The following is a 13,318-nucleotide window of genomic DNA, read 5'->3' as shown; positions in this document are numbered from 1 at the left end:
GGGCTCCAGGTGGGGGGTCCGGACACCAATTCACTTATAGGAAAGTTTCTTATAAGTGAATTGAGCGTACGGATCCGCAACCCGGCGGTCAACGGGTTGTCGGAAGACGCTTGACCCGGCGCGCTCTCCCAAGGTCAGGCCGGCTGAGGAGTCTCCTCGTCCCCGGCGGCGACCGGCGGCTCCTCCGTCACCGTGGCGCCCGCGGGAGTCTCGGCGATCTCCTCCACCAGCTCCTCGACGAGCTCGGCCACCGGCTTGTCGTTGAGCTCGGCCACCGGCTCCACCCGCGAACGCAGCCACACCGCACCCAGTGGCGGCACGCTGAGCCGTACGGAGAAGGGCAGGCCGTGATGGGGAGCCTCGATCGCCTCGACGCCGCCCATGTTGCCGACGCCGCTTCCCGCGTACTCGTACGCGTCGGTGTTGATGACCTCCTCCCACCGGCCGCCCACGGGCAGGCCGAGGCGGTAGTCCAGATGCGGCGAGCCCGAGAAGTTGGCGACGCAGGCGAGCACCGAGCCGTCGGCGCCGTAGCGCAGGAAGGAGAACACGTTCCCCGGGGCGTCGTCCGCGTCGATCCACCGGAAGCCGTCCGGCGTGTTGTCCTTCGAGTACAGCGCCGGCGTCTCGCGGTAGACCCGGTTGAGGTCGGTGACCAGGCGGCGCACGCCCTGGTGGTGGTCGAAGTCGAGCACCCACCAGTCGAGGCCGTTCGCCTCCGACCACTCCCCGCCCTGGCCGAACTCCCCGCCCATGAACAGCAGCTGCTTGCCCGGGTGCGCCCACATGAACGCGTACAGCGCCCGGAGGTTGGCGAACCGCTGCCACTCGTCGCCGGGCATCTTGCCCAGCAGCGACCCCTTGAGGTGCACGACCTCGTCGTGTGAGAGCGGCAGTACGAAGTTCTCCGAGAAGGCGTACATCAGGGAGAACGTCATCTGGTGGTGGTGGTACTGCCGGAAGACCGGCTCGCGGGCCAGGTAGTTGAGCGTGTCGTGCATCCAGCCCATGTTCCATTTGAAGCCGAAACCGAGCCCCCCGAGGTGCACGGGCCGCGACACCCCCGGCCAGGCCGTCGACTCCTCGGCGATGGTGACGATGCCCGGAGCCTCGCGGTAGGCGACCGTGTTCATCTCCTTGAGGAACTCGATCGCGTCGAGGTTCTCCCTGCCGCCGTACATGTTGGGCGTCCACTCGCCCTCGCGGCGCGAGTAGTCGAGATAGAGCATGGACGCCACCGCGTCCACCCGCAGCCCGTCGACGTGGAACTCCAGCAGCCAGTAGAGCGCGTTGGCGACCAGGAAGTTGCGGACCTCGTTGCGGCCGAAGTCGAAGACGTAGGTGCCCCAGTCGGGCTGGGTGCCCCGCCGGGGGTCGGCGTGCTCGTAGAGGGGTGTGCCGTCGAAGCGGGCCAGCGCCCACTCGTCGGTCGGGAAGTGCGCGGGGACCCAGTCGACGATGACGCCGATGCCGGCCCGGTGCAGCGCGTCCACCAGGTGGCGGAAGTCGTCGGGGGACCCGAACCGGGAGGTGGGGGCGTAGTAGGAGGTGACCTGGTAGCCCCACGAGCCGCCGAAGGGGTGCTCGGCCACCGGCAGGAACTCCACGTGGGTGAAGCCCATCTCCTTGACGTAGCCGACCAGCTCGATCGCGAGGTCCCGGTAGGACAGGCCGGGCCGCCAGGAGCCGAGGTGGACCTCGTAGGTGCTCATCGGCTCGGCGAGGGCGTCGCGGCCGGGCCGCGCCGCCATCCATTCCTCGTCGTCCCACGCGTAGTCGGAGGTGTCCACGATGGACGCGGTCGCCGGAGGGACCTCGGTGCGGCGGGCCATCGGGTCGGCCTTGTCCCGCCAGACCCCGTCGAGGCCGAGGATCTGGAACTTGTACCGGGTGCCCGCGCCGATCCCGGGGATGAACAGCTCCCACACGCCGGACCTGCCGAGCGAGCGCATGGGGTGGGCGCCGCCGTCCCAGTGGTTGAAGTCACCGATCACCCGGACGCCCTGCGCGTTGGGGGCCCACACGGAGAACGCGGTGCCGTCGACGTCGTCGTGGCGGATCACCCGGGCGCCGAGCACCTCCCACAGCCGTTCGTGCCGTCCCTCGCCGATGAGGTGCAGGTCCAGCTCGCCCAGCGTCGGCCAGTGCCGGTACGGGTCGTCCGTCTCGTACGACCCGGCGCCGGCGTACGAGATCCGCAGCCGGTAGTCGGGGATCTTGTCCACCCCGGGGAGTGTCACCTCGAACACCCCGGAGTCGACGTGCCGCATCTCGTGCGCCACCCCGTCGACCAGAGCCTCGACCTTCTCCGCGAAGGGCCGCAGGGCCCTGATCGTCACGCCGCCGGGCCCGGAGTGAGCTCCGAGGATCCCGTGGGGGTCGTGGTGCGCGCCGCCTGCCAGCCGGTCCAAGTCCATGTTCTAACCCTGCCCTACAACGATCCCGCAACCCAACAGTCCATGGTCAACACGAGCATGCCCGGGAAGCGCGCCATCTCACCCACAACTGGAGACGGGCCATGGTGAGCAGGCGGGCCGGGCGCCACACGGCGCCCGGCCCGGTGAGATGTTCAGTCGTGGAACGCGGCCAGCGGGATAGGCAGCCAGGACGGCCGGTTGCGCGCCTCGTAGATCACCTCGTAGACCGCCTTGCTCAGCTCCAGCGCGCGGAGCAGGACGGCGTCGTGACCGCGCACGCGGCCGCCGCCCTGGGAGTACCCCGCGAGGAACGCCGCGCGGTTGCGGGCCGACCACTCCCGCGCCCGCACCTCCAGCGCCTCCGCGTTGGGGTGGTCGGCCAGCAGGTGCCTGGCCGCGTAGTCGAACGAACGGAGCATGCCCGCCACGTCCCGCAGGGGCGAGTCGAGCGCCCGGCGGTCGGACAGCGGCTGGCCCGGCTCGCCCTCGAAGTCGAGCACCACCCAGTCGACAGGGGTGCGCATGACCTGGCCGAGATGGTAGTCGCCGTGCACCCGCTGCACCGCGATCTCGTCCTCGATGTCGGCCAGCCGGTCGAACGCCTCGGCCGCCACGCCGGCGTGCTCGCCGAGCCGGGGCACCTCGCCGACCGCCTTCTCCAGCCGCCGCCGGAACCGCTCGGTCATCCGTTTGATCTCCGGCGGCTCGATCGTGCCGGTGGGGAACGCCTTGGCGAGCTCGTGGTGCACCTGCGCCGTGGCCATGCCGAGCCGGCACGCCTCGGCGGCGAAGTCGCCCCCGGCGTCCTCGGCCGCCAGGCCGTCGGGGGAGGCGTACAGGTCGCGAACGCTGGTGAGGGCCATGCTCCAGCCCTCGTTGGCGTTCGTCAGGTACTCCTGCATGATCGCCAGAGTGGTCGGCTCGCCCTCCAGCTCGGTCTCGATCCACCCGAACGGCCGGGCCACGTGGGCCGACCGGGCCTCCGCGAGCGCGGCGATGATCTCCAGCTCGGGGTTGGTGCCCGGGTTGAGCTGGCGGAACAGCTTGAATATGTACTTGTCGCCGAAGACGAGGGACGTGTTGGACTGCTCGGCGGTGAGCACGAGGCTCCGCAGCGAGGTGTCGATCGCCGTTCCCGGAGGGTGGCGGAAGCCGAGCCGGTCCACCCTGCGCTCGGCTTCCATGCCCGCCAGCAGGTGACAGGTCAGCGAGGCGTCGTGGAGCGCGTCGTACACGTTCCGCTGCCCGCCGTCCCAGTCGCAGGAACCGATGCGGACGTGGTGCAGCCGGTCGGGCAGCTCCCGGCGCAGGCCCACCGGGATCTGGTAGCGCGTGCGGCGCTCCTGCTGCCGCACGCACACGACCAGATGGACCAGCGCCGGGTCACCCGGCACGATCTCCGTCAGCGACTCTATGGACAGGTCATCGATGGCGCGGCCCTTGCCGGCGAACCACCGTTGTCCGGTGATCCAGCCGGCGAGGAGCCCTTGAAGTGAAGTCGTCACTCCTCCTTCGTGCCGGCCGTCCTGTGCGTGACGGGCAGTGTGAACCAGTAGAACCCATGCCCAGGAAGCGTCAAAAGATACGGAAGCTCACCGATTGGGGGAAAAGGAACTCCCCCCATGCATTCGACGGGGGTCGAGCCCTCGAATCTGCGCAGGTCGAGCTCGACCGGCTGCGGGAACCTGGACAGGTTGTTGACGCAGAGCACTCGATCGTCACCGAACTCGCGGACGAACGCGAGCACGCTCGGATTGGAGGAGTTGAGCTCGGTGAAGTCGCCGAGGCCGAAGACGGGGTGACGCTTGCGGATCTCGATCATCCGCTTGGTGAAGTGGAGGAGCGAGCTGGCGCTCTTCTGCTGCGCCTCGACGTTGATCGCCTGGAACCCGTAGATCGGATCCATGATCAGCGGCAGGTAGAGGCGGCCGGGGTCGCAGCTGGAGAAGCCGGCGTTGCGGTCGGGCGTCCACTGCATCGGGGTGCGGACGCCGTCGCGGTCGCCGAGCCAGATGTTGTCGCCCATGCCGATCTCGTCGCCGTAGTACATCACGGGCGAGCCGGGCAGGCTCAGCAGCAGCGCGGTGAACAGTTCGATCTGGTTGCGGTCGTTGTCGAGCAGTGGCGCGAGGCGGCGGCGGATGCCCACGTTGGCCCGCATCCGGGGGTCCTTGGCGTACTCGGAGTACATGTAGTCGCGCTCTTCGTCGGTGACCATCTCAAGCGTGAGCTCGTCGTGGTTGCGCAGGAAGATGCCCCACTGGCAGTTCTCGGGGATCTTCGGCGTCTGCGCCAGGATCTCCGAGATGGGGTAGCGCGACTCCCGCCGGACCGCCATGAAGATGCGCGGCATCAGCGGGAAGTGGAACGCCATGTGGCACTCGTCGCCGCCGGTGACCGGGTCGCCGAAGTACTCCACCACGTCGGCCGGCCACTGGTTCGCCTCGGCCAGCAGCACCCGGTCCGGGTAGAGCCGGTCGACCTCGGCCCGGACCCGCTTCAGGTACTCGTGGGTCCTCGGCAGGTTCTCGCAGTTGGTGTCCTCCTGCTCGAACAGGTAGGGGATGGCGTCCATCCGGAAGCCGTCGATCCCCAGGTCGAGCCAGAAGCGCAGCACCTCCAGCATCGCCTCCTGCACGTCCGGGTTCTCGTAGTTGAGGTCCGGCTGGTGGTGGAAGAAGCGGTGCCAGTAGTACTGCTGCCGCACCGAGTCGTACGACCAGTTGGACGACTCGGTGTCGACGAAGATGATCCGGGCGTCGGGGTACTGCTCGTCGTTGTCGCTCCAGACGTAGAAGTCGCCGTACGGCCCGTCGGGGTCGCGGCGGGACGCCTGGAACCAGGGGTGCTGGTCGCTGGTGTGGTTCATGACGAGGTCGGCGATCACGCGGATGCCGCGCTTGTGCGCCTCGTCGACCAGCTTGATGAAGTCTCCCAGGTCGCCGAACTCCGGGAGGATCTTCATGAAGTCGGAGATGTCGTAGCCGCCGTCACGGAGCGGGGACTCGTACAGCGGCAGCAGCCACAGGCAGTCGACTCCCAGCCACTGGATGTAGTCGAGCTTCTCGATGAGGCCCCGGATGTCGCCGGTGCCGTCCCCGTTCGAGTCGGCGAAGCCACGGATGAGCACTTCGTAGAAGACGGCTCGCTTGTACCAGTACTGGTCCCGTGGCTTCTCGTGCGTGAAGGTGTTCGGGATGGGCTGGCTGTGGCTGGGCTGAGGTGTCGAGCTCACCTGTTGACTCCCCGGGTGTGCAGAGCTGCGCTCACGGGCGGTGCGCTGACCCGTGGCGGAGCGTGAAGATGTGTGCGGGATTGACGTGCGGGTCGAGGCGTACGTAGTTGGCCTGCCCCCACCGGTACGACTCGCCCGACAGTTGGTCGTCCACGACGAACTCGGCTTGCCAGTCCATACCGAGGGCGGGCATGTCCAGATGGACGGTCGCCTCGCGGGTGTTGTGCGGATCCAGGTTGACGACGGCCAGCACCACATCGCCTATGCCGTGCCTTCGTGTGGCCGTGTCGTAGGCGCCGGGCAGCCGCTTCGAGAAACAGATCACAGCCGGCTGGTCGACGTTGTGAAACCGTAGGTTACGCAGTTCCTGGAGCGCCGGGTGGGCTCTTCTCAACAAATTGAGCTGGGTAATGAAGGGGGCAAGGCTGCGGCCCTCGCTTTCCGCCGCTCCCCAGTCACGCGGCCTGTACTGGTATTTCTCGCTGTCCAGGTACTCTTCGCTGCCGGGCCGGACCGGAAGGTTCTCGCCAAGCTCGTATCCAGCGTAGACGCCCCAGGTGGGTGCCATGAGCGCGGCCAGCACCGCCCTGATCTTGAACGCCGGCATCCCTCCGTGCTGGAGGTACTCGTGCAGGATGTCGGGCGTGTTGACGAACAGGTTGGGCCGCATGAAGTGCGAGGTCTCGTGGGAGAGCTCGGACAGGTAGTCCTCGACCTCCTCCTTGGTGTTCCGCCAGGTGAAGTACGTGTACGACTGGTGGAACCCGATCTTCGCGAGGGCCCGCATCATCGCCGGGCGGGTGAACGCCTCGGCCAGGAAGAGCACGTCCGGGTCGGTGGTGCGGATGTCGGCGAGCAGCCGCTCCCAGAACCGCACCGGCTTGGTGTGCGGGTTGTCCACCCGGAAGATCCGCACGCCGTGGTCCATCCAGTGCCGGACCACCCGCTTCACCTCGGCGTAGATCCCCTCGGGGTCCTTGTCGAAGTTGAGCGGGTAGATGTCCTGGTACTTCTTCGGCGGGTTCTCCGCGTACGCGATCGTGCCGTCGGCCCGGATGTTGAACCACTCAGGGTGCTCCTTCACCCACGGGTGGTCGGGGGAGCACTGCAGCGCGAGGTCGAGCGCGATCTCCATGCCCAGCTCGCGCGTGCGGGTCACGAAGTCGTCGAAGTCCTCGATCGGGCCGAGGTCGGGGTGGATCGCGTCGTGCCCGCCCTGCTCGGCGCCGATCGCCCAGGGCGAGCCGGGGTCGTACTGGTCGGGGGTGAGCGTGTTGTTGCGGCCCTTGCGGTACTGCAGGCCGATCGGGTGGATCGGCGGGAGGTAGACCACGTCGAAGCCCATCTGGGCGACGGCCGGCAGCCGTTTGGCGGCGGTGCCGAACGTGCCGGACTTGGGCGCGACGCCGTCGGCGCCGACGACGGCGCCCTCCGAGCGGGGGAACAGCTCGTACCACGAGCCGAACAGGGCGCGGCGCCGGTCCACCCACACCCGGTTGCGGCCCGACCGGGTCACCAGGTCCCGCAGGGGGTGCGCGCGGACCAGCGCGACCGTCTCGGGCAGGTGGGTGACCGCGAACCGGGCACGGGGGTCCACGCTCTCGTCCCTCAGCCGTGCCGCCACGGCCAGGAACGCCGCGCGGTGCCCGCAGGGGCCCGCCCCGCCCGAGCTCGGGCAGCCGGTGGCCCGCACGCCCCTGGCCGCCCGCTCGTACAGCAGCGCGCCTTCCGCGCACATGAGGTCGGCGTCGAGCTCCCGGGGGATCTTGATGCCGGCGTCGTGCAGCCAGGTCTCGATCGGGTCGCTCCACGCCTCCACGCGGAACTGCCACAGCCCCTCCGAGGGCAGCGACACCTCCACGCTCCATCGGTCGGTGCCCGGCACGAGCTCCCGCATGGGCAGCAGGCGGCCGGGCGCGCCGTCCGGGTCGATCAGCACGACTCCGGCGGCCACCGCGTCGTGTCCCTCCCGGAACACGGTCGCGCTGATCTCGAAGGTCTCTCCGGCGGCGGCCTTCGCGGGCCACTGACCGCAGTCGACGACGGGCTGGACATCCTGAATGGGAATTCTTCCGATCATCGTCACTCAAACTCAGGGACGGCACGCCAGGTACCGCCGCGGGCTTACGGGGCAAGCACGATCTTCGCGTCTTCTGTGGCACTGCGGGTACTGCGGGTCCGGCTACGAGCGGTGACTGCGGTCGCGGTCAGGTCGGGCAGCACGAGGGGGGCCAGTCACCGGGCCCACTCCTACGCTCATACAGGGGTTGCCCCAATAGTCCACGCTTACCCCTGCCAATGAAAGACCGCTCGGCGTGTTCGGCGCACGCCTGCGATCATTGTGTCGGCGAGCCCTACGATCGCCGACGCATCACCGCGTCGAGTGTAGTTTGGTGAGGTTTGAGTCGGATTAATGGTGGTGAGAGCGCTATTCAGGAAGCCCGAGGTGCCCGTCAGATCGGCGGGTGCTCCTCGGAGGACAAGAGTGTTCCGGTCGCGCGTCGTGGCGCTGAGTAACTAGGGTCTGGCCCCGTGAGAGCTATCCGCAGGTTCACCGTTCGCACCGTTCTTCCCGCCCCGCTCGCGCCCCTCGGCGAGCTGGTCCAGAACCTCCGATGGTCGTGGCACCCGGAGACGCTGGATCTCTTCGCCGAGGTGGATCCCGAGATCTGGGAGCGTGTCGGCAACGATCCCGTCGCCCTGCTGGGCGCCGTGGAGGCCGACAGGCTGCGCGAGCTCGCCCAGGATCGGCGTTTCCTCAGAAAGCTGGCGGACGCCGCCGACGACCTGCGCGAGTACATGACCGCGCCGCGGTGGTACCAGTCCCTCGACGGGGCCCCCGCCGCCATCGGCTACTTCTCCCCCGAGTACGGCATCGCCGCCGCGCTCCCGCAGTACTCCGGCGGCCTCGGCATCCTGGCCGGCGACCACCTCAAGGCCGCCAGCGACCTCGGCGTGCCCATCCTGGGCGTCGGCCTGCTCTACCGGCACGGCTACTTCACCCAGTCGCTGTCGGCCGAGGGCTGGCAGCTGGAGCACTACCCGTCCCTCGACCCCGGCGGCCTGCCGCTGACGCTCCTCAAGGAGGAGGACGGCTCCCCGGCCCGCGTCACGATCGGCCTGCCGGGCTCCCGCACCCTTCACGCGCAAATCTGGGTGCTGCAGGTCGGCCGGGTGCCGCTGCTGCTCCTCGACTCCGACGTCGCCGAGAACGACCCCGACGCCAGGGACGTGACGGACCGCCTCTACGGCGGCGGCGGCGACCACCGGCTCATGCAGGAGCTGCTGCTGGGCGTCGGCGGCGTCCGCGCCCTGCGGGCCTACTGCCGCATCACCGGGCACGCCGAGCCCGAGGTGTTCCACACCAACGAGGGCCACGCCGGCTTCCTCGGCCTGGAGCGCATCCGCGAGCTCACCGAGGCGCGGCTGTCGTTCGAGGAGGCGATCGAGGCCGTGCGCGCCGGGACCGTCTTCACCACCCACACCCCGGTGCCCGCGGGGATCGACCGGTTCCCCGCCGAGATGATCGCCCGCCAGTTCGGTGGCGCGAACGCGTGGCCGACGGTGTCGGTCGAGCAGATCCTGGAGCTGGGCGCCGAGCCGGCCGGTCCGGAATCCGACCCCGCGGTCTTCAACATGGCCGTCATGGGCATGCGGCTCGCCCAGCGGGTCAACGGCGTCTCGGAGCTGCACGGCCAGGTCAGCCGGGAGATGTTCCAGGGGCTGTGGCCGGGGTTCGACGTCGAAGAGGTGCCGATCGGGTCGATCACGAACGGCGTCCACGCCCCGACCTGGGTGGGCCGGGAGATGATGGAGCTGGCCGGCGAGGAGCTGCCCTCGCTCATCGACAGGGCGCAGGGCTGGGAGGGCGTGCGCAAGCTCTCCGACGCCGACATCTGGAACATCCGCGGCCGTCTGCGCGCCCGGCTGGTCCAGGAGGCCCGCAAGCGGATCAAGAAGTCGTGGCGGCAGCGCGGTGCCACGGAGGGAGAGCTGGGCTGGGTCGACGAGGCCCTCGACCCCAACGTGCTGACGATCGGGTTCGCCCGCCGGGTGCCGTCGTACAAGCGGCTGACGCTCATGCTCAGCGACCCGGAGCGGCTGCGCGGCATGCTGCTCGACCCCGACAAGCCGGTCCAGATCGTCATCGCCGGCAAGGCGCACCCGGCCGACGAGGGCGGCAAGAAGCTCATCCAGCAGATCGTGCGGTTCGCCGACGCCGAAGGCGTACGGCACCGCATCGTCTTCCTCCCCGACTACGACATGGCGCTCGGGCAGCTCATGGTGACCGGCGTCGACGTGTGGATGAACAACCCGCTTCGCCCGCTGGAGGCGTGCGGGACCTCCGGCATGAAGGCGGCGCTCAACGGCGGTCTCAACCTGTCCATCCTGGACGGCTGGTGGGACGAGTGGTACGACGGCAACAACGGCTGGGCGATCCCCAGCGCGGACGGCGTGAACGACCCCGACCGCCGTGACGAGCTGGAGGCCACCGCCCTCTACGACCTCATCGAGCGGGAGGTCGCCGACCGGTTCTACGACCGGGCGGCCGACGGCCTGCCCCGCCGCTGGCTGGAGATGGTCAAGCACACGCTCAGCTCGCTCGGCCCCAAGGTCCTCGCCGGGCGGATGCTGCGCGACTACGTGGTGGACCTCTACGCCCCCGCGGCGAGCTCGGCGCGCGCGCTCGCCTCGGACGGCTTCGAGAACGCCCGGCTGTTCGCCGCGTGGAAGCTGCGGGTGAGCCGGGCATGGCCGGCGCTGCGGGTCGAGCACGTCGAGGCCACCGGGATCGGGGACACCCCCGAGCTGGGGGCTCGCCTGGAGATCCGGGCGACGATCGCACTCGGCGAGCTGAGCCCGGACGACCTCCAGGTCCAGGCGGCCTACGGCCGGGTCGGGGTGCACGACGAGCTGCTCACGCCTGCCTACGTGACGCTCAAGGCCGACTCGGTGGACGACGACGGCCGGGCGCACTACACGGGCGTCGTCCCGCTCGACCGCACCGGCGCCTTCGGCTACACCGTCCGCGCGGTCCCGTTCCACCCGCTCATGGCGTCCCCCGCGGAGCTCGGCCTGATCGCCGTCCCCGAGGAGCCGGTCGGGATGACCAACGGCACGCTGCGCTGAAACCGTGGCCTGTGAACGCCGGTCCGCGAGGGCCGGCGTTCACAGGGGAGCGGGTTTCCGCGTCCGGAACGGGCTGCGTCAGGAGTGGCGGCTCGCCACCATGATGGCGTCCGCCCGCGTCTCAAGCTCGTCGGCCTCGGCGGGGCGGCCCTGCCTGCGGCGAAGGGCGGCGAGCACGCGCAGGACCGGGGCCAGCGCGGGGTGCTCGGGGCCGTACCTCTCCGTCACGATGCTCTCGGCCCTGCCGAGGGTGCCCTCGGCATCGTCGGCGTGGCCCTGACCGAGCTGAGCCTGCGCGAGGGGCGCCAGCGCCTCCGCGACGTACGGGTGGTCGTCCTCGTAGAATCGCTCGTAGATCGCGACCGACGTCCGGAGGAGTCGCTCGGCCTCGCCGGTCCGGCCTCTGGCCAGCAAGGCGCTGCCGAGGCTCCGCAGAGCGGTCGCCTTGTCCGGATGATCGAACCCGTGGAGCGCCGTCAGCTCCTCCACCGCGTCACGCGCCCACTCCGTGGCCCGTTTGAGGTCCCCCAGCTCTCTGCAGCAGTCGCTCAACGCCGTCTCCGTCTTGAGCACATCGAAGGAGGCCGGTCCGTGAAGCCGGAGGAAGACCTCGTAGGCCGCGGTGTGCTGCTCCTTGGCGGCGGAGAAATCCCCCATCGCGGCGAGTGCGCCCCCCAGCCGGTGATGGATCTCCGCGATGGCGCACTCGTCGGCCTCCACTGACGCGTTCTCGATGTCCATCTGCCGGTACGCGTAGGCAAGCGCTGTCTGGAGCCTTCCTTGACGCTGGTGAAGGTACGACAGGCGGCCGAGCACCCGGACCAGCCGCCGGTCCGTCGGGCCCCATGACTGCTCGACGAGCGACATCGCCCGGTTCAGCGCATCGTCCGCCTCGTCCAGCCGGGACATCTCCATGAGCACGGTGCCGAGACGCATGAGGTCGTCGGCCAGCTCCGGAGCGGCCGGCCCCAGCCGCTTCTCCTTGATCCGTACCGCTCTCTTGCAATGGAGTATCGCGTCGGCGAGATCCGCCCGGCGATATTGCACGCGGGCGAGCTCCCCGCATGTCTCGGCGACTTCCAGGCTGTCGGCCTCCGTAGCGCGTTCCAGGTGGAGGAGAGCCAGTCGCAGAACCTCCAGGGACGAGGTGAAGAAGCTGCGCTTCGCCAGATACACCCCCGCCCGCAGGAGCAGGGCTCCGGTGGGCTCGTCGACACCGAGGGCCCGGGCGTGATCGGCCGCCGCCAACACGTGCGGCATGAGTTCGGCGCATCGGCCCCAGGTGGGCTTGTCCCCTGGGGATTGCGGGAACGCGGCGTTCAGGGTGCGGATGACCGCCTCCCCCCATGCGCGCTGATCGGCCTCACCCAGGCTGGCACGCATGGTGAACTGGACGAGGCGGTGCACGGACAGGAACTCGGCGTCCGCCGTGAGCAGCGAGTAGCGGTTCAGCGCGGCGACCGCGAGATCGTAGTCGATCCGGTTGGTGGCGATGTCCCGCAACTCGCCCTCGGGGAAGATCTCCGCGCACTCGACGGGAAGATTGCGGGGGATCGCCTCCGGCGCCATGAACGAGCAGAACGTGAGCAGTGCCCTGGCCCCTTTGGCGCGGGCGGCCGCCTCGTCGATCGACATGGACCAGGTCGTCGCGATGGTGGCGTTGTAGTCCGAGGGCGGCGTGGCGGCGAGGACCGCGCCCATGCGGCTTTCGACGAGGCCGGCGTAGTGAGCCAGCGTGGTGCTCGTCTGGGACACGTAGGAGGCGGCCTGGACGAGGGCGAGGGGAAGGCGCCCGAGCCGCTCGGCGACCTCGGCGGCCGAGCGGTCGTCCGCGTCGGCGGTCCGCTTGCGCAGCAGTGTGATCGCGTGATCATGACTGAACACCTCTACGTGGACCGCCTCGTCGGTCAGCTCTTCCCAGTTGGAGGAGCGCGAGGTCACGAGGATGTCCCCGGTGCCCACCTCTGGCCAGGACTCCCGTAGCGACGCCGCGTCCCTCGCGTCGTCGAACATGATCAGCCAGGGCTCCCAGCGATGGAGCTCCTGGGCGAGCCGGGCGAAGATGTCGGCCTGGTCATACTCCGCTTGTCCGCTCATGGCGCTGAGCAGGCGGGCCAGATCCCCCGCGAGTGAGGCGTTGTGCTCCGCGCGAACCCACCAGATCAGGCGGTAGTCGTGCCGGTACCGGTGCGCGTACTCGCACATCAGAGAGGACTTCCCGACTCCGCCCAGCCCGTGGACGGCGCAGCTCCGGATGGCCGTCCCGTGCTTGCGCCGGGTGAGGGCGGTGCGGATGAGCTCGAGATCCCGCACGCGATTGGTGAAGCTGGGGTTGCGGGGTGGGACGCCTCCCCAGATCCGCCTGGTGTCGGTGTCGGGCGGCCGTGAGTCGAGTGCCGGACGCCGGGTGAGTACGGCATAGCCGCCGGCGGCGGCGGTCAGGAATGCGAAGATGCCCGCCACCAGTGAGGCGATCGCGGTCCAGACCGTTTGCGATTCCGATAAAGGCCCGGAGACCTGTGCCACAACTCCGGCG

General features: G+C 69.4%; 6 protein-coding genes. 1 reads left to right on the top strand and 5 read right to left on the bottom strand.

Translation table 11 applies throughout. The annotated features are described in order from the left end of the window. Positions 1-134 precede the first annotated feature (134 nt). The 4 genes from glgB to AB0B72_RS29410 form a co-directional block, all read right to left on the bottom strand. Positions 135-2,417 carry a 1,4-alpha-glucan branching protein GlgB gene (glgB, locus tag AB0B72_RS29425; RefSeq protein ID WP_367742380.1) on the bottom strand — a complete coding sequence of 761 codons (2,283 nt, stop codon included), beginning with the start codon at positions 2,415-2,417 and terminating at the stop codon, positions 135-137. Between the two features lie 152 nt (positions 2,418-2,569). Next, positions 2,570-3,922 (bottom strand): aminoglycoside phosphotransferase, encoded by a 1,353-nt coding sequence (locus tag AB0B72_RS29420; RefSeq protein ID WP_367742379.1) that lies wholly within the window; start codon positions 3,920-3,922, stop codon positions 2,570-2,572. Then, positions 3,919-5,652 carry a maltose alpha-D-glucosyltransferase gene (gene treS / locus AB0B72_RS29415; protein ID WP_367742378.1) on the bottom strand — a complete coding sequence of 578 codons (1,734 nt, stop codon included), beginning with the start codon at positions 5,650-5,652 and terminating at the stop codon, positions 3,919-3,921. Before treS ends, AB0B72_RS29420 begins: the two co-directional genes overlap by 4 nt. Before the next feature lie 31 nt (positions 5,653-5,683). After that, entirely contained in the window at positions 5,684-7,732 is a 2,049-nt protein-coding gene (locus AB0B72_RS29410) for an alpha-1,4-glucan--maltose-1-phosphate maltosyltransferase (RefSeq protein ID WP_367742377.1), read from the bottom strand. A gap of 452 nt (positions 7,733-8,184) precedes the next feature. Here AB0B72_RS29410 and glgP point away from each other — a divergent pair, with 452 nt between their 5' ends. Further along, positions 8,185-10,782, top strand: coding sequence for an alpha-glucan family phosphorylase (glgP, locus tag AB0B72_RS29405; protein WP_367742376.1), 2,598 nt, complete (start codon positions 8,185-8,187; stop codon positions 10,780-10,782). A gap of 78 nt (positions 10,783-10,860) precedes the next feature. On the opposite strand, the gene fxsT is transcribed toward glgP, so the two are convergent. Beyond that, the gene (gene fxsT, locus AB0B72_RS29400; protein ID WP_367742375.1) at positions 10,861-13,245 is read right to left on the bottom strand and encodes an FxSxx-COOH system tetratricopeptide repeat protein; all 2,385 of its coding nucleotides are present in this window, start codon (positions 13,243-13,245) and stop codon (positions 10,861-10,863) included. Positions 13,246-13,318: the final 73 nt, after the last annotated feature.

It is taken from the genome of Microbispora sp. NPDC049125, from assembly GCF_040802045.1.
GTDB lineage: Bacteria > Actinomycetota > Actinomycetes > Streptosporangiales > Streptosporangiaceae > Microbispora.
Note: the sequence above shows the minus strand (reverse complement) of the source record. Positions and strands in the feature narration are given on the sequence as shown.

Bases quoted from the DNA above. Each gene is read 5' to 3' on its own strand.
- glgB (WP_367742380.1), bottom strand. From the start codon at position 2,417: ATGGACTTGGACCGGCTGGCAGGCGGCGCGCACCACGACCCCCACGGG.
- AB0B72_RS29410 (WP_367742377.1), bottom strand. From the start codon at position 7,732: ATGATCGGAAGAATTCCCATTCAGGATGTCCAGCCCGTCGTCGACTGC.